Origin of the sequence: Psychromicrobium ferritrahens (assembly GCF_043789415.1) — a bacterium.
GTDB lineage: Bacteria > Actinomycetota > Actinomycetes > Actinomycetales > Micrococcaceae > Renibacterium.
Window position 1 is genome coordinate 78,506 of record NZ_JBDLLW010000004.1, and the last position, 21,186, is coordinate 99,691.

At 61.6% G+C, this 21,186-nt stretch carries 21 protein-coding genes; 16 read left to right on the top strand and 5 right to left on the bottom strand.

Annotated features, from left to right (window positions below):
* The first annotated feature begins 55 nt into the window (after positions 1 to 55).
* Together ABDK06_RS14040 and ABDK06_RS14045 are read left to right on the top strand one after the other, a co-directional pair.
* Positions 56 to 1,861 (top strand): proline--tRNA ligase, encoded by a 1,806-nt coding sequence (locus tag ABDK06_RS14040; RefSeq protein WP_394942112.1) that lies wholly within the window; start codon positions 56 to 58, stop codon positions 1,859 to 1,861.
* On the top strand, positions 1,862 to 2,665 hold the full coding sequence (locus ABDK06_RS14045; protein WP_394942114.1) for a sulfite exporter TauE/SafE family protein: 804 nt from the start codon (positions 1,862 to 1,864) through the stop codon (positions 2,663 to 2,665).
* A 14-nt stretch (positions 2,666 to 2,679) separates the two neighbouring features.
* On the opposite strand, the gene ABDK06_RS14050 is transcribed toward ABDK06_RS14045, so the two are convergent.
* Positions 2,680 to 3,678 carry an aminoglycoside phosphotransferase family protein gene (locus ABDK06_RS14050; RefSeq protein ID WP_394942116.1) on the bottom strand — a complete coding sequence of 333 codons (999 nt, stop codon included), beginning with the start codon at positions 3,676 to 3,678 and terminating at the stop codon, positions 2,680 to 2,682.
* Positions 3,675 to 5,807 (bottom strand): DUF4439 domain-containing protein, encoded by a 2,133-nt coding sequence (locus ABDK06_RS14055; protein ID WP_394942118.1) that lies wholly within the window; start codon positions 5,805 to 5,807, stop codon positions 3,675 to 3,677. The genes ABDK06_RS14050 and ABDK06_RS14055 overlap by 4 nt, the downstream gene beginning before the upstream one ends.
* Before the next feature lie 126 nt (positions 5,808 to 5,933).
* Here ABDK06_RS14055 and ABDK06_RS14060 point away from each other — a divergent pair, with 126 nt between their 5' ends.
* The 5 genes from ABDK06_RS14060 to rbfA all read left to right on the top strand — a co-directional run bounded on the left by ABDK06_RS14060 (position 5,934) and on the right by rbfA (position 11,590).
* The gene (locus tag ABDK06_RS14060) at positions 5,934 to 6,497 is read left to right on the top strand and encodes a ribosome maturation factor RimP (protein WP_394942120.1); all 564 of its coding nucleotides are present in this window, start codon (positions 5,934 to 5,936) and stop codon (positions 6,495 to 6,497) included.
* A 1-nt stretch (position 6,498) separates the two neighbouring features.
* Positions 6,499 to 7,476, top strand: a complete 978-nt coding sequence (nusA, locus tag ABDK06_RS14065) for a transcription termination factor NusA (RefSeq protein ID WP_394942122.1) — start codon at positions 6,499 to 6,501, stop codon at positions 7,474 to 7,476.
* 228 nt (positions 7,477 to 7,704) lie between these two features.
* On the top strand, positions 7,705 to 7,986 hold the full coding sequence (locus ABDK06_RS14070; RefSeq protein ID WP_394942318.1) for a YlxR family protein: 282 nt from the start codon (positions 7,705 to 7,707) through the stop codon (positions 7,984 to 7,986).
* Positions 7,987 to 8,143: 157 nt separating this feature from the next.
* Positions 8,144 to 10,993, top strand: coding sequence for a translation initiation factor IF-2 (infB, locus tag ABDK06_RS14075; protein WP_394942124.1), 2,850 nt, complete (start codon positions 8,144 to 8,146; stop codon positions 10,991 to 10,993).
* A 165-nt stretch (positions 10,994 to 11,158) separates the two neighbouring features.
* The gene (gene rbfA / locus ABDK06_RS14080; protein ID WP_394942126.1) at positions 11,159 to 11,590 is read left to right on the top strand and encodes a 30S ribosome-binding factor RbfA; all 432 of its coding nucleotides are present in this window, start codon (positions 11,159 to 11,161) and stop codon (positions 11,588 to 11,590) included.
* Positions 11,591 to 11,790: 200 nt separating this feature from the next.
* Here the strand turns inward: rbfA and ABDK06_RS14085 are convergent, their stop codons facing one another.
* Entirely contained in the window at positions 11,791 to 12,945 is a 1,155-nt protein-coding gene (locus ABDK06_RS14085; protein ID WP_394942128.1) for a pyridoxal phosphate-dependent aminotransferase, read from the bottom strand.
* A 23-nt stretch (positions 12,946 to 12,968) separates the two neighbouring features.
* Here ABDK06_RS14085 and truB point away from each other — a divergent pair, with 23 nt between their 5' ends.
* Genes truB through ABDK06_RS14105 form a run of 4 tightly spaced genes read left to right on the top strand, consistent with a single transcriptional unit; the run spans position 12,969 to position 15,382 of the window.
* The gene (truB, locus tag ABDK06_RS14090; protein WP_394942130.1) at positions 12,969 to 13,928 is read left to right on the top strand and encodes a tRNA pseudouridine(55) synthase TruB; all 960 of its coding nucleotides are present in this window, start codon (positions 12,969 to 12,971) and stop codon (positions 13,926 to 13,928) included.
* The gene (locus tag ABDK06_RS14095; protein ID WP_394942132.1) at positions 13,925 to 14,290 is read left to right on the top strand and encodes a hypothetical protein; all 366 of its coding nucleotides are present in this window, start codon (positions 13,925 to 13,927) and stop codon (positions 14,288 to 14,290) included. Before truB ends, ABDK06_RS14095 begins: the two co-directional genes overlap by 4 nt.
* Before the next feature lie 52 nt (positions 14,291 to 14,342).
* Positions 14,343 to 14,756, top strand: a complete 414-nt coding sequence (locus ABDK06_RS14100) for a hypothetical protein (RefSeq protein ID WP_394942134.1) — start codon at positions 14,343 to 14,345, stop codon at positions 14,754 to 14,756.
* A gap of 2 nt (positions 14,757 to 14,758) precedes the next feature.
* Positions 14,759 to 15,382 (top strand): GNAT family N-acetyltransferase, encoded by a 624-nt coding sequence (locus ABDK06_RS14105; RefSeq protein WP_394942136.1) that lies wholly within the window; start codon positions 14,759 to 14,761, stop codon positions 15,380 to 15,382.
* Positions 15,383 to 15,432: 50 nt separating this feature from the next.
* Here the strand turns inward: ABDK06_RS14105 and ABDK06_RS14110 are convergent, their stop codons facing one another.
* Entirely contained in the window at positions 15,433 to 16,449 is a 1,017-nt protein-coding gene (locus ABDK06_RS14110; RefSeq protein ID WP_394942138.1) for an amidohydrolase family protein, read from the bottom strand.
* Positions 16,450 to 16,496: 47 nt separating this feature from the next.
* Here ABDK06_RS14110 and ABDK06_RS14115 point away from each other — a divergent pair, with 47 nt between their 5' ends.
* From ABDK06_RS14115 to ABDK06_RS14125, 3 genes are all read left to right on the top strand, one after another.
* Positions 16,497 to 16,934, top strand: coding sequence for a MarR family winged helix-turn-helix transcriptional regulator (locus tag ABDK06_RS14115; RefSeq protein WP_394942140.1), 438 nt, complete (start codon positions 16,497 to 16,499; stop codon positions 16,932 to 16,934).
* A gap of 116 nt (positions 16,935 to 17,050) precedes the next feature.
* Positions 17,051 to 17,608, top strand: coding sequence for a DUF4345 domain-containing protein (locus tag ABDK06_RS14120; protein ID WP_394942142.1), 558 nt, complete (start codon positions 17,051 to 17,053; stop codon positions 17,606 to 17,608).
* A 10-nt stretch (positions 17,609 to 17,618) separates the two neighbouring features.
* The gene (locus ABDK06_RS14125) at positions 17,619 to 18,575 is read left to right on the top strand and encodes a bifunctional riboflavin kinase/FAD synthetase (RefSeq protein WP_394942144.1); all 957 of its coding nucleotides are present in this window, start codon (positions 17,619 to 17,621) and stop codon (positions 18,573 to 18,575) included.
* A 26-nt stretch (positions 18,576 to 18,601) separates the two neighbouring features.
* Here ABDK06_RS14125 and ABDK06_RS14130 read toward each other — a convergent pair whose 3' ends face one another.
* Positions 18,602 to 19,189, bottom strand: a complete 588-nt coding sequence (locus tag ABDK06_RS14130; RefSeq protein ID WP_394942146.1) for a TetR family transcriptional regulator — start codon at positions 19,187 to 19,189, stop codon at positions 18,602 to 18,604.
* Between the two features lie 129 nt (positions 19,190 to 19,318).
* On the opposite strand from ABDK06_RS14130, the gene ABDK06_RS14135 reads away from it, so the two are divergent.
* Both ABDK06_RS14135 and rpsO read left to right on the top strand, forming a co-directional pair.
* Entirely contained in the window at positions 19,319 to 20,569 is a 1,251-nt protein-coding gene (locus ABDK06_RS14135; protein WP_394942148.1) for an FAD-dependent monooxygenase, read from the top strand.
* Between the two features lie 196 nt (positions 20,570 to 20,765).
* Complete coding sequence (gene rpsO / locus ABDK06_RS14140; protein ID WP_394942150.1) at positions 20,766 to 21,035, top strand: 30S ribosomal protein S15; 270 nt, start codon at positions 20,766 to 20,768, stop codon at positions 21,033 to 21,035.
* Positions 21,036 to 21,186: the final 151 nt, after the last annotated feature.

Below are 21,186 nucleotides of genomic sequence, written 5' to 3' on the forward strand. Positions count from 1 at the left end.
TTAGTAGTGACTTTTCAGCCGAAGAGTGTGTTCGAGTCAGAAGGGAGCCACATCAGTGGTACTTCGCCTTTCCCAGTTGTTCCTGCGCACCCTGCGCGAAGATCCGGTGGATGCCGAGATCGCCAGCCATAAGCTGCTGGTCCGAGCCGGGTACATCCGTCGCGCTGCGCCAGGAATCTATAGCTGGTTGCCGATGGGCCTCAAGGTGCTCGGCAAGGTGGAAGCCATCGTGCGCGAAGAAATGGCCTCGATCGGTGCTCAGGAAGTGCACTTTCCGGCGTTGCTGCCCCGCGAGCCCTATGAAGCCACTAACCGCTGGACCGAATACGGCGACGGCATCTTCCGGCTCAAGGACCGCAAGGAGAACGACTACCTGCTCGCTCCCACTCATGAGGAGATGTTCACCCTCTTAGTGAAGGATCTGTATTCCTCGTACAAGGATCTGCCGGTCAGCCTCTACCAGATTCAGACCAAATACCGTGACGAGGCCCGGCCCCGCGCCGGTCTGATGCGTGGCCGGGAATTCATTATGAAGGATTCCTACTCCTTCGACATGGACGACGCCGGTCTGGAGGCCAGCTACCAAGCGCACCGAGCCGCCTACTTCCGGATCTTCGAGCGGTTGGGCCTGGAAGTGGTCGCCGTTAAGGCCACCTCGGGGGCGATGGGCGGCTCGAAGAGCGAGGAGTTCCTGCACCCGACTCCGGTAGGCGAGGATACTTTCGTGCGTTCCGCAGGGGGCTATGCGGCCAATGTGGAGGCGGTGAGCACCGTGGTGCCCGCTGACATCGAGCACGCTGAGTTGCCCCCCGCTGAGGTTCGGGACACCCCTGACACCCCCACGATCGATACTTTGGTGAGTGCCGCCAATGAACTGGCCCCGCGAGCGGATGGCCTGGCTTGGACTGCCGCGGATACCTTGAAGAACGTAGTTCTCGCGGTGGATCTGCCCACCGGGGAACGGCAGCTCGTGGTGATCGGCCTACCCGGTGATCGCGGCGTCGACCTGAAGCGCATTGAGGCCAATATCGCCGGGCACCTGGGCATCGGCGGCGAGGTCGAGGTGGAAGCCGCCGGGGATGAAGATCTGAAGAAACACTCGCTGTTGGTGAAGGGCTATATCGGCCCAGGTTTGAATCTGGAAAACGGCCTGCTGGGTGCAGAAGCCGCCAGTAAGATCCTTTACCTGGTGGATCCGCGCGTGGTGAGCGGAAGCAGCTGGATCACCGGAGCCAATCAGGCGGGGAAGCACGTTTTCGGCCTGGTCGCCGGGCGGGATTTTACCTGGGACGGCGTGATCGAGGCGGCCGAAGTCCGTGAGGGCGATGAGGCCCCTGACGGCAGCGGGCCCCTGGAGATCGCCAGGGGAGTTGAAATGGGTCATGTCTTCCAACTGGGCCGCAAATACGCGGAGATCCTGGGCCTGAAGGTGCTCGATCAGAATGGCAAGCAGGTCGTTGTCACGATGGGATCTTACGGCGTCGGCGTCACTCGCGCGGTGGCAGCGATCGCTGAGAAATACCACGACGATCGCGGCCTGATCTGGCCCGTGGCAGTGGCTCCGGCCCACGTTCACCTGGTGGCAGTCGGCAAGGACCCGGCGGTCTTCGAAGCGGCCGAGCAGCTCGCTCAAGATCTTGAGGCGGCCGGCGTCGACGTTCTCTACGATGATCGTCCCAAGGTCTCCCCGGGGGTGAAGTTTGGCGACGCCGAGCTGATCGGCGTACCGATCGTGCTGGCGGTTGGCCGTGGTTTGGCGGATGGCGTGGTCGAACTGAAGAGCCGGGTCAGTGGCGAGGCCGTTGACGTTCCTCTGGAACAGGTGGTCCAGCAGGTCATCGCGCTTCGCGATTCACTGTAGATGCTCTCCGGCTTCGAGGATCTTCAGCTCTTCACTATCCTGCTGATCATCGTGGCGGGCTTCGCCGCGGGCTGGGTGGATGCCGTGGTCGGTGGCGGGGGCCTGATCATGCTTCCGGTGATGCTGATGGTCCCGGGGATCACCCCGGTGCAGGCCTTGGCGACCAATAAAATGGGTTCGATTTTCGGCACCACAACGAGTTCGATCACTTTTTACCGCCGCGTCAGACCGGATCTGCGCACCGCGCTGCCGATGGCGCTGATTGCTCTCGGCGGCAGCTTCGGCGGGGCCGTGGTGGCCGCCAATCTGCCGCAGTCGGTCTTCAAGCCGATCATTGTGCTGGCCTTGATCGCGGTGGCGCTCTTTACCGCGCTCAAGCCGAATCTGGGCGGAGAAACGGTGCTCAAGCACCAAGGGCGTCGGCACTATATTCTGGCCTGCCTGATCGGGGCGGTGATCGGTTTCTACGACGGGCTGCTCGGGCCGGGCACCGGTTCCTTCCTGGTGATCGCCCTGGTGAGCTTGATGGGCTACGCCTTCTTAGAAGCCAGTGCCAAAGCGAAAATCGTCAATATGGCCACCAACGCCGGTGCCCTGCTGTTCTTTCTGCCGCACGGCTCCATCCTGTGGGGACTCGGCCTCGTGGTGGGGGCGGCGAATATGGCCGGAGGCTACCTGGGGTCCCGGATGGCGGTGCAGAAGGGGAACAGGTTCATCCGAATTGTGTTCCTGCTCGTGGTGGCCGTGCTGATCATCAAGCTGGGCTGGGACGTGATTCAGGAGAACATTCTGCGCACTCGCTGAATTGAGCGGGCTGACTAGCGCTTATCCAGCAGATGCGGATGGGGTAAATCGGGGATGGACCGCCCGGCGAGCGTGCTGGCAACCCACAGCGAGCGGTGCAAATCGTCGTGGTGATCTACCTTGGCGGCGTACCACAGAGCGTCTTCGACTTCGCGGGCGATGGTCCACTGTCGAGCGATTTCGACGTCCAAACCGGCGGATTCGCAGAGTCGATTGAGCCGGTCCAGCAGACCCAATTCGGGATTGCGCTCCGGCAAATCGACCAGCCGGTTATCCAGCATCGGGGCCACCGCGAATTCGGCTTCGCCCAGCAGACCCTGCGGATCAATCGCCAAGAAGTCCTCGGCGTGCCACTCCGTGCTGCCCAGCCTGGCCAGGATGTTCATCCCGTGCAGATCGCCGTGCACCAGAACATCCCGGTTCTCCCGGCGTCCCACCGCGCCCCTGGTCTGGCAGACTTCCAGCGCGGTCTCCAGAAGCCAGCGCGGAAAGGGTTCCGCCAACTCTTTCCAGCGGTAAGGCAGCTCGTCATTCCAGCGTTCTGCTTGCTCTGCCAGGGCGGGTATCTGCCGCCAGGAAGGGCGATCATCGGGGAGGATCGAGAGTTTGCGCAGCACGGCTCCCCAGACCTCAATGGCCTGATCCATCGGAGCGGCTTGTAACCAGCGGTCGGCGTCTAGCCGTTCCAGCAGCATGGCTCGCTCTGCTGCGTCGCTGTCCAGCAGCCGCACCGCGCCGTTTCCCGCCCACAGTCTGAGCGTATCGGGCTCGTGGCGGATGTCGTCGTAAGGGTAGGAGATCTTCAGCACGGCCTGACCGCCGTCCTGAGTCTTTACTGGAAGGGCGATTCCGCTGAAACCGTTCCAGGCCGGTTGATCATCCGAGAGATCTGGCTGAACCGCCCACCGCGCGTAGGCATTGTCCAGCAGTTGCGGCAGCCTGCTCAGCCAGGCACGGCGCTCCGCTGTATTGCTGTATCGCCGTTGCAGATCTTCCGGGATCGGGATGCTCACGGCTGCAATCCGGGTAGCGGCTGTTGCGGGGCCGCGAAGATCAGAGCCTGGCGGCTGCTCGCCAGCAATTGACCGATTGCCCAGCTGCGGAGTGTGCCATCGCTGAGCGCCACCAGATCCCCGTAGCCGAGAGTGATCTGATTCTCCAGAGTGGCCAGTTCCGGACCGGGTGCGGAGAGGAACTTCACATCCAGCGGGAAGCCAGCTTGCTGGGCGGGCGGTTGCTGGCACAGCGCAGTGATCTGCGCCCGGTTTGCCTTGAGCGAGGCCTGATGACTTTCCAGCAGGCTGAGCGCGGAGTTCACCGCATCCTGGGTTTCCAGTCGGGTCGCCGCCACCTGGTAGGCGTAAACAGCTTTTTGTTCGGCGAGGTCAAGAGCATTCAGCGCCTGTTGCGTGTTCGGTTGCTGACCGTCCGGCGCTGCCGCTTCAGCGGCGGAGAGGCTGGCGCAGGACGTCGGGGCGGCCGGTGCAGCACCGGGGTCAAAACTCACGACGGCTGGCTTGAGGCCGCTCGATTGAGCGAGATACTGGCCGGTGACGGCTTGCCCGGCTCCCAGCGCAGCCAGTAAACGTGCCATTCCGGGATCTACAGTACGCGCCGCAGCGAGGTTTTTGCCGGCCGCTTCGTGGAGTGAGGTCAAGAACCCGGAGAGACTCGGTTGAGTCCGGCCGGTGCTGGAGGAGGTCGGGCTGGAGCTCGCTGTCGCTGAACCGGATGAGCTGGTACTCGGAAGATTCAGGGTCAAGGCACTGACGCCCGTGCTGAGCGTAGCGATCGCTTTGTTCAGCGCGGGTAGCAGGCTGGCGGCCGAGGGCTGCGCGGCGAGGGTTTTGGCTTCCGCCAGTAGTTGCTTGCTGTTCTCCAGCGCGGCGACTCTCGCCACTTCGGTGGCGGTCGGCCCCTCGGGCCCCTTGCTGGTCACTGAACTGCCCAGTGCGACGATGAGCAGAGCGACTAGTGCTAGGAGCAAGACCCGGCGTAGCCAACGTAGCGCTTGCCGGTCGGTGCGGCGTGCTGGCTGCTCGGCGGCTTTGGCTTGTTCGCGGGCGGCTTGTTGTAAACGCAGTGCCTGGCGGGTCTGTGGCTGTTCCGAGGCCGGCAGCGGAGGCAGTGATGCCGGAACAACGGATGCCGGGACAACGGATGCCGGGACAACGGAGGAAGGTTCGGTGGCTGCCGGCTCGGGGGATGCCGAGATCTCGGGCGTTTCAGTATCGGGGGAGGACTCGCGGAGAGGTGCCTCGCGGATCGCTGATTCTTGGTCTGCTTCGGCTTCTGCGAGGGAAGCAGAAGCAGTGCTGGAAGCGGCTTCAGTGGTTTCTTCTGCCGTTGTTTCAGTTTCTCGCGAAGCTTCTGTCGCTGAGCTTGCCGCCGATTCTGAATCGGGCGGCGTGGATTCCGGGCCTTCTGCCGCTGCGGGATCGGAAAATACGGCCTCAGCTGAATCTATCGATTCGTCGTCAGCCGGATGAGGCTCGTCGGAACCGGAGTCCGTAGTTGGCTCGGAGTTCGCTGGGGTATCGGCTACCTCCTCGCCCGCTGCATCGGTAGCTACCGAGGCTGCTTCGGCCTCGGGCTGCTGCTCGGTCTGGCCGGTGGCTTTTTCAGCCTCCGGGGTGGCTGAGCCGGTCGGGGAATCAGCTGAATCCTCAGCACCTTGAGCTTGTTCGGGCTTGGCATCTTCGCCCTCTGCTTCGTTGGGTTCTGCTTCGTTGGGTTCTGGCCGAACGCCAGTTGTCTCGGGTTGCCCAGCTCCGGTATTTTCGGCTTCAGGGGCTTCAGGGGCTTCAGGGGCTTCAGGGGCTTCAGGGGCTTCAGGGGCTTCAGGGGCTTCAGGGGCTTCAGGGGCTTCAGGGGCTAGCTTCGCCGTCGCACCTTCACCGTCTTCGGGCTGGGCATCCGCGGAGTCTTGCTCAGCAACAGCTGGTTCAGTGTCCGAGCCGAGAATGATCAGCGGGTTCGCCTGAGAACCAGAAGGCGCACCCGCCGGGGTGCTGACCCGGCGGGATTTGCCGCGTTTAGGCTTGATCGCAGCGGGGCTGGCCGCCGCTTCGGCAGCAACCGGAAGTACGCCGTCGGCTTGTTCTGAATCCGGGGCGTTCTGCTTTGGCTGCTGCTCAGTCACGGCTACGATCATGCCATGTTCGCCCAGTCAATGCACTTGGAATCACCGCAGCGCTGAACGGTTGGTAGGCTATATACCTACAACATCATCACGTGGGGCCCGCAGGGGCGCAGGAAGGCTTTGAGTATGTCCAAGCCGGATCGTTCGCAGCGGCTCTTCGAGCTGCTTGAGCCCGTAGTGATCGCACAGGGCCTCTATTTAGAAGAGGTCACTGTGCAGCATGCCGGAGATCAGCGCACGGTGCAGGTCGTCGTGGACCTGCCCGAGACGCAGCCTGGCAGTGTCAGCCTCGACGCCATTGCTGAGGTGTCCCAGCAACTCGGAACAGCTCTGGACAATGATCCAGAAGATGATGGACGCCCGTATGATCTGGAAGTCTCTTCCCCCGGGGTCAGCCGCCCATTGACCGAAGAACGGCATTGGCGCAGAGCGCTGGGCCGGATGGTCAGGGTGAATCTGCTCGCCGGGGACAATCCCACGGGTCGGCTCGTTGAGGTCAAAGATGACGGTGTGATCATCCGCCAAGAGCGAGTGGTCAAAAAAGGTATGAAACCCAAGATTTCCGATCCTGAGTTCATTGACTTCGCGGATATCCGCCGCGGCAATGTCGAGGTGGAATTTGCTCGATTGGATGCAATCGAAGCGCAAGAACCGGCCGGAGAAGAATCCGGCCAGAAAGGTCAGGATTGAGATGGATATTGACATGAGCGCGCTGCGTTTGTTGGAGCGCGAACGTGAGATTCCGTTAGAGAAGCTCATCCCGACCATTGAGCAAGCTCTCCTCGTGGCTTACCACAAGACCTCCGGCGCCTATGAGCAAGCCCGTGCGGAACTCGACCGGAAGAGCGGTCACGTCACCATCTGGGCTGCGGAACTTGACGACGACGGAGCGGTCATCGGCGAGTTCGACGACACCCCTGCTGGCTTCGGGCGGATCGCAGCGAGCACCGCGCGGCAGATCATCCTGCAGCGGCTGCGCGATGTGGAAGACGATAACGTGCTGGGAGAATTCCGTGGCAAAGAGGGGGAACTGGTCTCCGGCCAGATCCAGCAGGGTCACAACCCCAATATGGTGCAGGTCAACCTGGGATCAGTGGAAGCGGTACTGCCGCCCACCGAGCAGGCCCCCGGGGAGCGCTATCTGCACGGCAATCGTTTGCGGGCTTTCGTGATCGATGTGCACCGCGGTCCGAAGGGCCCCTCGATCACGCTGTCCCGTTCTCATCCGGGACTGGTTCGCAAGCTCTTTGAGCTGGAAGTGCCGGAGATCGCCGATAAATCGGTGGAGATCGTCGCCCTGGCTCGCGAAGCCGGGCACCGCACCAAGATCGCGGTCAAAGCCAATCAGGCCGGAATCAATGCCAAGGGCGCCTGCATCGGCGAAATGGGTGCCCGGGTGCGGGCCGTGATGAACGAGCTCAACGACGAGAAGATCGACATCGTCGACTTCAGCGATGATCCGGCGACCTTCATCGCCAACTCGCTTTCGCCATCCCGAGTGAACTCGGTGACCATTGTGGATGAGGCTGCCAGGTCTGCCCGGGTGATCGTGCCCGACTATCAGCTCTCGCTGGCGATTGGAAAAGAGGGCCAGAACGCCCGTTTGGCCGCCAAGCTGACCGGCTGGCGGATCGATATCATCTCGGACGCCGTCTCAACCGATTCCTGATCCGTTCTACTAAACCTTTTCGCAGAACGGGGCGAAAGAGGCCCCTCAAAGCGAATCGTTCGGTCACAGCGTTGCTTCGGTTGCGCGCTTTGAACCCCGCTGGACTCTCCGTGCAAGGCCGGGATTCGTTCCAGGTCGCACCGGAGGGCTAGAATGAATAGGCCGGGTCTTTCGACCGCAGCACTCCCACCAGGTGTAGCAGAAGGTTTTGCAGTGTCCAACACACCAATGCGCACTTGCGTAGGATGCCGTCGTCGAGATTTCCAGCAAAAGTTGCTACGCGTAGTGAAGACCCCAACCGGCTTGCTGGAGGCGGATCTCGGACGGCGGATGGCTGGCAGAGGTGCTTGGTTGCACCCCGATCAGGACTGTCTGACGTTAGCGCTCAAACGCCATGGTTTCTCAAGGGCTTTCAAAAGCCCGGTGGACACCGCGCCGATTGAACAGCCGCTACGTGAAGCAATAGCACGAAACGAACTTATCCAACCTGAAAGCGGGTCAGAAAACTGATGGAAACCCGATGAGTACCCAGCGATGAGTGCCGAACTGCGAGCTAAGCAATGAGGATTGTATTTAGCTCAAAAGTTGGCCATTCCCCGGTGGAAACCCAACAGAAGAATTAGATGGTTCGTGCCTGACTCGGTGCGAGCCGAGACAGGAGTAAAGCGTGGCCAAGGCCCGTGTACATGAGCTCGCCAAAGAGCTCGGAATTACCTCAAAAGATGCAGTAGCTAAGCTGCAGGAACTGGGCGAATTCGTTCGCTCAGCATCATCGACGATCGAAGCGCCGGTGGTCAAAAAACTTCGTGACGCCTTCCCGAACGTGGCTCCCGCCGCCAAAGAAGAAACACCTAAGGCCGCTGTCAAGCCTGCTCCTAAGGCGCCGGTCAAAGCGGCTGAGGCTCCTTCGGCGCCTGCCGCTCCGGAAGCCAAGGTCAGCGAAAGCCCCGTGGCAGCCGCGCCGGCTCCCGCAGCACCAGCTGCGCAGCGCCCTGCGGCACCGGTGAAAAACACTTCCGGAAGCGCTGGTCAGTCCAGTGCTGCCGCTGGTCCGCGTCCCGGTAATAACCCTTTCGCCACCTCGCAGGGCATGCCCCGCGCCGGTGCTGCTGCCGAGGGTGAGCGTCCCGCGGCTTCCGCCGCTCCGCGTCCGGGGGCTCCGGCCCCGCGGCCAGCTGAGCAGCGCGCTCCGCGTCCGGGAGGTTCCGGAGGCCCACGCCCCGGTAACAACCCCTTCGCTTCTTCGCAGGGCATGCCCCGCGCCGGTGCCCGCCCTGACGGCGAGCGTCCCGGTGGGCCTCGTCCGGCAGCCGGTGCCGGTGGACCCCGTCCCGGTGCCTCAGCGGGCCCGCGACCGGGTGGCTCTGCTGGCCCTCGCGGTGCCGGTGGCAATCGTCCGACACCCGGCATGATGCCGAACCGCACCGAACGCCCGGCTCCGGGTGCTCGTGGCGGTGCTGGCGGTGCCGGTGGCCCAGGTCGTGGTGGCGGAGCCGCTCGTCCGGGTGGAGCTCCAGGCGGCGCGCCGGGTGGCGCACCGGCCGGTGGTGGCTTCGGCAAGGGCGGTCGCGGTCGCGGCGGCACCCAGGGAGCCTTCGGTAAGGGCGGCGCAGGCCGCGGCAAGCAGCGCAAGTCGAAGCGGGCGAAGCGGCAAGAGCTGGAGCAGATGAGTGCTCCGTCGCTGGGTGGCGTGAGCGTACCCAGAGGCGACGGGAACACCGTGGTGCGCTTGCGCCGTGGCTCCTCGATCACCGACTTCGCAGACAAGATCGAGGCGAATCCCGCCGCGCTGGTCACCGTGCTGTTCCACCTGGGCGAGATGGCGACCGCCACTCAGTCCCTGGATGAGGACACCTTCGCCCTGCTCGGCGAGGAACTCGGTTACAAGCTCCAGGTGGTTTCCCCCGAGGACGAAGAGCGCGAGCTGCTCTCCAGCTTCGATATCGACTTCGACGCCGAGCTCGATGCTGAAGGCGACGACGACCTGGAGGCTCGTCCGCCGGTGGTCACCGTGATGGGTCACGTCGACCACGGTAAGACCCGCCTGTTGGACGCGATCCGGAACTCGGATGTGATGGCTGATGAGCACGGTGGCATCACCCAGCACATTGGCGCCTACCAGGTGCATCATGAACACGAAGGTCAAGTTCGTAAGATCACCTTCATCGACACCCCCGGTCACGAGGCGTTCACCGCTATGCGTGCCCGTGGTGCTCGGGTCACCGATATCGCCATCTTGGTGGTCGCAGCGGATGACGGCGTGATGCCGCAGACCGTTGAAGCGCTCAACCACGCGCAGGCGGCCAATGTGCCGATTGTGGTGGCGGTCAACAAGATCGATAAGGAAGGGGCCAACCCGGAGAAGATCCGTGGTCAGCTCACCGAATACGGTCTGGTGCCCGAAGAGTACGGTGGCGACACCATGTTCGTGGACGTCTCCGCACGGCAGAACCTGAACATCGACGATCTGCTCGAAGCCGTGATGCTCACCGCGGACGCCGCTCTGGATCTGCGCGCCAATCCGAATAAGGACGCTCGTGGCATTGCCATCGAAGCGAACCTCGACAAGGGCCGCGGTTCAGTGGCTACCGTGCTGGTGCAGTCCGGTACCTTGCACGTCGGTGACACCATCGTCGCCGGTACGGCTCACGGCCGGGTTCGTGCGATGTTCGATGAGGACGGCGTAGCAGTCGAAGAAGCCGGTCCATCACGGCCCGTGCAGGTGCTCGGCCTTTCCTCGGTGCCGAGCGCAGGCGACACCTTCTTCGTTACCAGTGACGAGCGCACCGCGCGGCAGATCGCTGAGAAGCGGGAAGCCGCCGATCGCAACGCCGCCCTGGCGAAGCGTCGCAAGCGGATCAGCCTTGAGGACTTCGATCAGGCCGTCGCCGACGGCAAGGTCGACACCCTCAACCTCATCCTCAAGGGCGACGTCTCCGGTGCTGTCGAAGCGCTGGAAGACTCGCTGCTCAAGATCGATGTTGGCGAAGGCGTGCAACTGCGCGTCATCCACCGCGGTGTTGGTGCGATCACCCAGAACGACGTCAACCTGGCGACCGTGGACAACGCGATCATCATCGGCTTCAACGTCAAGCCCGCTGAGCGGGTGGCCGAGCTGGCCGACCGCGAAGGCGTCGATATGCGCTTCTACTCGGTCATCTACGCCGCGATCGACGATATCGAGCTGGCCCTCAAGGGCATGCTCAAGCCCGAGTACGAGGAGGTCCAGCTGGGTACCGCGGAAATCCGCGAGATCTTCCGCTCCTCCAAGTTCGGCAATATCGCCGGTTCCATCGTGCGCAGCGGCTTGATTCGCCGTAACGCCAAGGCCCGGGTGCTGCGTGGCGGCAACGTCATCGGCGACAATCTCACGGTTGACTCGCTCAAGCGGTTCAAGGACGATGCCACCGAGGTCCGCGAGGGCTTCGAGTGCGGTATCGGCTTGGGATCCTTCAACGATCTGCAGGCCGAAGACATCATCGAGACCTTCGAGATGCGCGAAAAGCCAAGGGTCTAATTCCTTTGACGAGCCGGATGGACAGCTCCCCGCCCGTCCCTCGCTGGCTCCCAGAGCAGAGAAACCCGCTCTGCTCTGGGGCCCTCGCCAGCAGGGGACTCACCGCGGCGCGGCCTGGTCTCGCATACGAAAACTAGCTCTCAGATTGAGTTGAGGAGGAACACCATGGTTGATCCGGCACGGGCTGCTCGTTTGGCCCAACGTATTAAGGTGATCGTCGCCGAGGCGCTGCGCAAGCAGGTCAAAGAGCCCGGCGTCGAGAACATCACGCTGACTGAGGCGCGGGTCACCAATGATTTGCAGCATGCCACGCTGTATTACACGATCTTTGGTGACGAAGAGGCTAAGGCAGAAGCCACCGCCTCGTTAGAGAAGTCTCGCGGGATTCTGCGCCGTGAGGTGGGCAAGAACCTCACCATCAGGCTCACCCCGACTCTGGAGTTCATCGCTGATGAGATTCCGGAGACGGCGACTCACCTTGAGGAACTGATTCGCGAAGCTAAGGCTCGCGACGCCGAACTGGCCGCCCAGGCTGCACAAGCCAAGTTCGCGGGCGACGCCGATCCTTATAAAAAGGCAGAGGACGACGAGGAGTAGTTCTCGGCTCGTTTGGTTCGGCCCGGATGGAGTTTTTCGGAACTTCATCCGGGCCGCCTCTGTTTAACCCAGCTAGTGAGATCCAGATATCCCCTTGAGTGTTTCAGAAGTTATAGAAGTGACGCCGAATTTGTCACTTTGGAAACTCTGGTAACACTCACTGGGACGGCTGGTTCGGATTGGTAGAGATCGGGTTTGGCTCAGACCCCGGGAATCTTGGAGATCCCGGCTAGCAGCTCAGCCGTATCGCCGCAGAGCGCGATCCGCACCCAGCCCTCGCCCTGGGAGCCGAACGCGGTTCCGGGGGCGAGCGCGACGCCCTCGGCGGCCAAGAACCGGTGTACCCAGGCTCGTACATCGCCTTGACTGAGGTGGGAGACATCGGCCCAGAGGTAGAAGGCGCCGGTGGCTTTGAGGAAGCGGAGGCCCTGGGCACTCAATTGTGCTTCGGCGGCATCGCGATTGAGTCGATAGTGTTCCCGTGCAGTGTCGACATAGTCCTGCGGTCCGGTTAAAGCTGCCAGTGCGGCGTACTGTGCGGGAGTGCTGACACAGGAGAAGCTCGATTCAACCACACTGGCCACTGTTGATTCCAGACCCGGCGGAGTGAGCAGCGCGCCGACCCGAAGGCCGGTCAGCCCGTAGGTTTTAGAAGCCGTCCAGGACATTAAGACTCGGCCGTCGGTATCGAAGCGCGCCGGGCTGATATGCGGAGTTTCAAAGGTGAAAGCCTCATAGCATTCGTCAGAGACCACCCAGAGATCGTGTTTGCGAGCCAGCTCCACCAGCTGCTCGGTGAGCTGAGGATCCAAGACGGCGCCCAGCGGATTGGAGGGTGAGTTGAGCATCAGCACGCGGGTGCGAGGGGTGATCAGCGTCTCGATATCCGCTACCTGGGGCTGGAAAGCGTGTTCTGCCCGCAAGGGGTAGCTCACCGGCACCGCATTGAGCAGCTGACTGGTCATCGTAAAGGTCGGGTAGCCGGGATTAGGCAGCAGCACCTCATCCCCGGGGGCCAGTAATAAACTGAGCGCGAGGTGCAGGCCCTGCTGGGCTCCCGCCGTGACCACAATGCGCTTCGGGTCCACCTGAACGCCTTGCTGGGCCTGCAAACGTGCCGCAAAAGCCTCACGCAGCGCCCAGATCCCGGCGTTCGGCGTGTAGTTGGTCTCATCGCGCACCAAGCAGTCAATCGCCGCCTGCCGAATGTGCGGGGACACCTCGAAAGCGGGCTCTCCGATGCTCAGCACCACGGCACCCGGGCGTGCCCAAGCCGCCTCGGTGATTTCCCGGATCTGATTGGCGGGCAGGGAACGGACCTGTGTGGCGAGCGCCGACGCTGCATCAAATGGCATAGGGCCAACATATACTGAAAGGCGTGCTTTCAGGACTCGTGATCGTGGACAAACCCCAGGGCTGGACCAGCCACGATGTGGTGGCCAGAATGCGGCGCTTAGCCGGTACCCGCAAAGTCGGCCATGCCGGCACCCTGGATCCGATGGCCACCGGTGTCCTGGTGATCGGAATCAACCGGGCCACCAGGTTGCTCACCTACATCGTCGGAACCTCCAAGACCTACACCACCACCATCCGTCTGGGACAGTCCACCATCACCGACGACGCCGAAGGCGACGTGACCGGTTCGCACAGCACCGAGGCGATCACCGAAGAACAGCTCAGAGCCGGAGTGGCGAAGCTGACCGGCGAGATCCAGCAGGTGCCCAGCAGCGTGAGCGCGATCAAGGTCAACGGAGAACGCTCCTATGCCCGGGTCCGGGCCGGTGAAGACGTGAAACTCGCTGCCCGGGCGGTGAGCATCACAAGATTCGATATCCACAGCTGGCAGCGGATCCAACTGGTAGCAGAGGACGGCGCCCCGCAGCAGGTCATCGATCTGCAAGCCACCGTTGAATGCTCCTCCGGAACCTATATCCGGGCTCTGGCCCGGGATCTCGGAGAAGGGCTCGGAGTCGGCGGGCATCTGACCGCGCTGCGTCGCACCGCCGTCGGCCCCTATCAGATCGCCCAGGCGAAGACCCTCGAGGAACTCGAAAAAGAGTTCAACCTGCTGGAGATGTCCGAAGCCGCCCGGGCCCTGATGCCGGTACGGGAACTGAGCGAAGAGGAGGCCGTTGAGCTCTCCTACGGGCGTCGGATCGCTGCTACCGATCAACTTCACTCCGCTGAGCAGCCGGTGGCTGCCTTCGCCCCGGACGGTTCCCTGGTGGCTCTGCTGGAGGATCCCGGGAGCGCCGGTAAGTACGCCAAAGCGGTATTGGTCTTCGCGGCTTCGGGGGAACAGCATACGCCGGGGACCGCGCCAAGGAGCGCCTCATGATCGTCGATGGTTGGTTCATTGCCTCGCTCATCGTCGGGCTGCTCTCCGCGGTGATCTGCTTCGGTGCCGGTGTTCTCAAGAAGGGGCCGAACGACGTCACGATTCTCTCGGTGGCCGCCGTCGAACTCTTCCTGCTGGTTTTCCTAGTGGCTAGTATCGTCCGGCAGAGCGGAGGGGAGCCGATTCGCGGCGAGGTCTGGGAGTTCTGGGGCTACCTGATCACCGCTGTGGTGATTCCGATCGGCGGAGTCTGGTGGTCGTTGATCGAACGCAGTCGGTGGAGCAACTTCGTGCTCGGCGCGGTGGGGCTCATCGTCGTGGTGATGATGTACCGGATGAATCAGATCTGGTTCGGTGGATAGAGTGGGAAGCTCAGCTGGAGACGATGGTTCCAGAGGCGACGGAGGACAAAGAGTGACTGAGGATACGACGAGCAGGGCCACCGGTGCGGGGCGACTGTTGATCGCGGTGTACGGGATCTTTGCACTGGCCGCTACAGCGAGGGCGGGTTACCAGATCGCCACGAAGTTCTCCGAAGCGCCCACCGCCTATCTGCTCTCCGCTTTCGCCGCGGTGGTGTACATCGCGGCCACGGTGTCCTTGGCACGACGAGGACGGCGCTGGTACTGGATCTCAGTGGCGGCCGTGCTGATCGAGTTGCTGGGCGTCCTGGTGATCGGAGCGCTGAGTCTGCTGGATGCCGCAGTTTTCCCGCACGATACGGTCTGGAGCGTCTTCGGTCGGGGCTATGGTTTCGTCCCGCTCCTGTTGCCGATTCTCGGATTGATCTGGCTCTACCGAAAACGACCAACTATTCAGGAGGCCTGATCATGACCACGCAGGACGACGGCGCAGCAATTGAGCCGGTGGTAATTCCTCGGTTGAGCGATGGCGTGGTGACGCTTCGCGGGATCGAACTCTCTGATGCTGAGCAGATCGTTGCGATCTGTCAGGATCGACAAGCCCAGCGCTGGTTGCCCGATCTGCCGAATCCGTACACCTTGCACGATGCTGAGTCCTATATTCAGGAAATTGTTTTGCCCGGCTGGCAGAAAGGTGAACGGCATAGTTTTGCCGTCATCAAGGAAGGTCAAGACGACTATTTGGGCAGTGTAGATGTGCATCTTATTCGTGGCAGCATCGCGGAGATCGGCGTTAATATCGGTCCCGGCGCCCGCGGAACCGGGGTCGCCCTGCGAGCGGTGCAACTCATCATCGACTATGCTTTCAACGGGCTGAACCTGAAGCATCTCTATTGGCGCGCCGAAGTGCCTAACTGGGCAAGTCGGAAGCTCGCTTGGAAAGCGGGGTTCAGGTTCGAGGCCGAGCTACGGGCTTTCGCCGATAACAGGGGAGAGTCCGTGGATATGTGGCTGCTTTCGCTGGCGCATAACGAACCCCGAGATCCTCAGCAAGCCTGGACCGGTCCACAACAACGTGAGACCCAAAGCTAGCAGAATCCCGAGGTTCGAGCTGCCTGACGGTGTTCTTGTGTTTTTGAACGCTATGGCTTGAGCCGCAGAATGCGCTCGGCATTACCATGTGAGATAAGTTCTTTGTCTTCAGAACTGAGCGGTGCGGTACGGATGAACTCAGTGGCCTCTTCGTTTTTCTCGAAGGGGTAGTCGGCGGAGAACATCACATTCTCTGCGCCGATAACCTCTATTGCGTCTAATAGCCCCGAGTGCGAGAACACTCCGGAGGTAGTGATCGAAATATTGGTTCCGAAGTATTCCGAGGGGAGTTTCGGTAACCTCGGCTGGGCCTTGAGGTCGAGGGACTGATAGCGATTGTCGATACGGGATAGCTGGGCGGGCAGGAATTCCCCCATATGCCCCAAGATGATCTTGGCCTTAGGGTATCGGTCGAAGACTCCGCCGAAGATCAAACGCATAGCGTGTCCACCGGTGCGATGGTTCCAGCTCCAGACTGCGCCTTCTAGCCCAGGGTAGCCCTGTAAAACTTTCCATTCATCGCTAGGCACTGGGCTCGGGTGAATGTAGAGTGGCACTTCCAGTTCCTCCATTGCTTCCCAGAATGGTGCGAACTGTGGTTCGTCTAGGTAGTGGCCCTGGGTGTGGTCATTGACTAGGGCGCCGCACAGCCCCAGTTCGTTGACCGCGCGGCGCAGTTCCGCAGCGGCTCGTTCCGGGTCCTGTAACGGAATTGCGGCCAGGCCCTGGAACCTGCCCGGATAATCACGGATTACCTTGGCCAGGTAGTCATTGGCCAGACGTGCATCGGCTACCGCGATCTCCGGGTCTGACTGGGCCTGAATGCCGGGGGCGGTCAGCGAAAGCACCTGCATATCGATGCCATATTTGTCCATCTCTGGCAGCCGGAACTCGGTGAAGTCGGATAGTCTCCGCACCCAGTCGGCCAGAATCTCCGGTTTGCAGGGAACTTGGCCCTCGGGGGTGCCTTTGGTGGCCAATTTGTCGTACCAGAACGCTTCTTCTAAAGCGATCAGCTTCATGATATTGCCTTCCGTTGAAAGTGGATTTCGATCAGGCATGCTCATCGAAAAATTGTTAAGTAACTTAACGATTACGCTGTTATGCTAGCACCATGTCCACACAAGACAAGTCGGCTCCGGAACCCCTCGGTAAGCTGCTCTGGCAAGCGCACAACTGGTTTCGCGCGGCGGTGACCACCAGCCTGGGAAACGACAACGGCGGGGTCAGTCCGGCGCACGCCACGCTGCTCAGCCAGCTCGATCCGGAGGGTATGCCGATGGCCGAGTTGGCGCGGCGTATTGGGGTGAGCACCCCGGCGATCCATCAGATGGTGCATCGCCTGGTTGATCTCGACATCCTCGAGATCGTGCCAAACCCGAGCTCTGGGCGATCAAAACTCGTCTTGTTGACGCCGAAAGGCCAGACCCGCCGTCAGGAAGCTCTCGAGGTGATCGCCGAACTGGAAGCCAAGCTCGCTCAGCACATCGGACAGCGGCGGGTTAGCGCGCTGCGCGATGCGCTGGAGCAAGATTGGACCGGGGCCATCTGAGCTAGCTGCCGGGGCTCGGGGGGTCCGGATCTGCTGCGCATCGCCGTCGTGAAGCCGCTGAGCGCTTGAAGCGTGAGAACATATCAGAAGCGGCCCCAACCGGAAGGACTTGTCAGATGACTGAAGCAAAAGATTCAGAGGAAGCGGTTCCCCTGGAAATGGCTCCCGATGAAATCCTTCCGGCGGAGGAATCGGCGGAGGTTCCTGCGGAAGCGGCTGCCTCGCCGCAGCCTGCGAACGATCTGGCTGATTGGAAGGTCTTCCGGCTCGCGGTGGCCGCTCTCGGTATCGTCATCGTCGCTTTCGGTGCCTTCAGCTTGTTCGCCGGGGTAAAGGGCCTGCCGGATGCGATCAGCGAAAGCAACGCGACGCTGGAAAGCAATTATCGCTTCTTCGCGGCTCTGTTGGTCGGTGTGGGCGCTGCTTTTGTCGCGATAGCGATCAAGTTCAACTGGGCCAATGTGCTGATCTTCGTCTGCGCCACGATCTTCCTGGGTGGTTTGGCGAGAGTGCTCTCCTGGGCGATCAGCGGATTGCCGAACTTTCTGATGATCCTGCTGATGATCGTCGAACTGGTGATTCCGCCGGTCATTGCTGTCTGGTATCTCTGGATCAACCGCACCCAGAAGCTGCGCGAAAGCTACCGTGGAATGAATACGGTCCCGAAGCAGTAACCTGAGATACGTGCAATATTTCAATGGCCTGGCCGAGGTGCCCGCTGACTTCGGCCCCTCGGTAGTGACTCTCGGCAACTTCGATGGCGTGCACCGCGGCCACCAGGAAGTTCTGAACCACCTGGTGGCAACGGCTCGGCAGCGGCAAGCCCGAGCCGTTGCCATCACCTTTGACCCGCCACCGGCGCAGGTGCACCGGCCGGAGACCGCGCCAGGGCAAATCATGAGTCTCTCTGACCGCTTGGAGACCATGGCGCAGACCGGTTTGGACGCCGTCCTGGTCCTGCCGTACAGTCTGGAATTCGCTGCCCAGAGCGCGGAAGAGTTCGTCTCCTCCACCTTTGTCGCGGCGCTCCACGCGAGTGTTGTGGTGATCGGCCACGATGTGCGCTTCGGGCGCAATAACTCGGGTGATCTGAGCACTATGCAGGCACTCGGTCGAAAATACGATTTCGACGTCGAGGTGATCGAGGAGTTCGGCGAGGGGCGGCGCTGTTCCTCGACCTGGGTGCGAGAAGCCCTGGAATCCGGAGATGTGGCGAGTGCCGCTGCGGTGCTCGGCCGGCCGCACCAAATGCGTGGAGAAGTGGTGCACGGCGCTGCACGGGGCCGTGAGCTGGGCTTCCCGACGGCGAACCTCGCCGCGGATTCCTCGGGGTACATTCCGGCGGATGGGGTATATGCGGGGTGGCTGATCGATCAGCTCGGAGTGCGTTGGCCTGCGGCGATCTCAGTGGGCAGTAACCCGACCTTTGAAGGCGTCAGCAGGCAAGTGGAGGCCCACGTGCTGGATCGGCCCGAGGAAGCAGTGGAGGACTTCAATCTCTACGGGCAGTTCGTCACCGTGGAGTTCGTCGAGCGCTTGCGCGGCATGGTGGCCTATACCGGCCCCGAAGCCCTGATTGATCAGATGTGCAAGGACGTCGAGCGGAGCAGGGGAGTGCTGCTCGGTTCAGAGCTCACTTAGATCCTGCCTTTTCCGCGAGTGCGGGTTTAAGAGAGTTCGCCCAGGGCTCCCATCGCCTGATCGAGCACCAGGGAGAAGGGTTTTTTCGCTCCGCTTTCAATCCAGCTTGTCTCGGCGGCGTCCAGGCAGGCCAGAGCTGCGCCAGCCATGGCGTGGGGTCGTGGGTCATCCGCGCTGAGCTGCTCTGGAAAGCGATCCACAAGATTCGGTCTCAGCAGCTTTGGCCAGCCTGAGATCTGCTCGAAATAGTAGCCCTGAAGCGCCGGGGTCTCCATTCTCAGCCGAACCAGCGGCAAGGACTCCTGCGGGGAGCGGTTCAGCGGTTCGATCAGCACCTCGAAGGCTTGCCGCAGTGCGGCCCAACAGGGAACCTCGGCCGGTATCTCGGCCAATCTTCCATTGAGTCGTTCGCCCATTCGCTTGAGTCCTCCCAGCACCACCCCTTCCTTGGAGGGGAAGTACCGGAAAAAACTCCGCCGAGAGATTCCGGTAGCCGCTGCGATCTGATCCACCGTGGTTTCGGTGTAGCCGTACTCGACGAAAAGCTTGAGCGCCGCAGACATCAACTCTTCTCGGACGGCGCGTTGTGTTCTGGTCCTCAGGTCTTCTGGCATCTCCTGAGAATACCCGGTTTCCTGTGAAGATGTTGTTTTTGGCACTGCAAGTTGTTTTTGGCACTAAGTGCCATATACTGAATTCACATATTCACGACACCGTTGGTGCCGCATTGAAAGGGAAGAAAAATGTCAGCACATAGCAGCAGTCAGGGAACCCCTCGTGCACTGATCGTGGGGGCCGGAATAGCCGGTCTCGCCGCAGCCACAAGCTTGCATCGAGCCGGCTGGGAAGCCGTGATTATTGAGCGTGCAGCAGGTCGGCGCAGGGGCGGATATTTCGTCGCTTTGACCGGGGCGGGCCGCTACGCAGCGGAGCGCCTTGGCTCGCTCGATCTGATGCCGGACCGTGCCTCGCAGACCCGCAATGCCTTCGATATTGACCGAGAGGGCAACTTCAGTCCCAGCATCAGCCTTGCCGACCAGGTCGGGGCGCCCAGAATGATGCTGCGCGGCGATATCGAAAATGCGCTCTTCGAGCGGTTGCCCAGTGAAGTCGAGATCCGATTCTCTTCCCAGCCCACTGAGATCGTGGACCATGGAAGCCATGTTGAGGTCACGATCGTGAATGCGGAAACCGGAACGAGCAGCACGGAGAGATTCGATCTGCTGATCGGTGCCGATGGGCTGCGTTCCACGGTGCGCAGGATGGCTTTCGGCCCCGACGAGGACTTCCTGGCCCCTCTGGGCTATGTGATCGCGGCGACCGTGTTGGACGGCGGTTTGCGGGGTATCTCCCCGCAGGATGGTGTGAGCCTGGTCGAATCAGGGCGCGGCGCCTTCGCTTTCGGTCTGGAAGATGGGCGGCAGACGCTGTTCCTCAACTATCGTCCGGACGATATGAAAGCCGAATTCTCCCGCTCGGCTATCGAGTCGCTGCGGGCGGCTTTCGGTCCTGAGCCGGCCGGGGAAGTGCTGGGGGACATGCTCGATCAGTTCGAGAACTCCGATGAATTCCTCTTCGATTCCGCGAGCCAAGTGAAGATGCCGCAGTGGGTGAAGGGCAGGGTGATAGTGCTCGGCGACTCCGCATGGTGCCCGACCCTCTACGCCGGGCTGGGTGCCTCAAGCGCCCTTGCCGGGGCCGATCTGCTGGGCAAGATGCTCGAGTTGCACCCCGAGGATCTCGCTGAGGCCCTCGCTGACTGGGAACGCACCATGCGACCTCACGTGGATAAATTCCAGGAGTGCTGCTTCATCCTGAGGCCTTTCTTTATCGTGAATACACCGGAAGAGTTGCGGCAGCGCCAGGAGGCGGTGGCGAAGCTGTCCGATGCGAAGCTGCGCGAGGAATTCTACGCAACGGAAGAACAGAAGAAGTATGCGGAATGGAAGAACGTCGATGTCGTCCCGATCGTCTCGGAGATGCTCAGTGTCTAAGGATCACTGACCCTTCCACCGGAATCAACACCTTGAGCAAAATAGAGTAAACTGGAGGTGTGAATCCGGCTGCAGTCCGTGGCGGCTGGATTTCGTGATGCTCAAGCGTCAAACGTCGGTGATGTTTGACGCAGGGCACCTCGCACCCGTTGACGCAGGGTCCTCGGGATTCACGGCACAACTCAAGGAGTTACTTGTGGCATTAGACGCCGCTGTAAAGCAAGACATCATCAAGGAATACGCCACCACTGAGGGTGACACCGGTTCGCCGGAGGTTCAGATCGCGATGCTCTCCAAGCGCATCTCTGACTTGACCGAGCACCTGAAGATGCACAAGCACGATCACCACACTCGTCGTGGTCTGATGGCTCTGGTGGGTCGTCGGAAGCGTCTGCTGGCTTACCTGCATGACACCGACATTGCACGCTACCGTTCGCTCATCGAGCGTCTCGGCCTGCGTCGATAAAACTGTTTGAGGCCGCATTTCCCTGCCGGGAATGCGGCCTCAAAACTTTCAACTAAACCACAGCTGAAAGTCATCCACCGCTGCGCATTCGCGGTCCTCGGTAGTGACCTCCGGAAGATTTTGACATTCCGTGGGTCTCGATCGAAGGCCG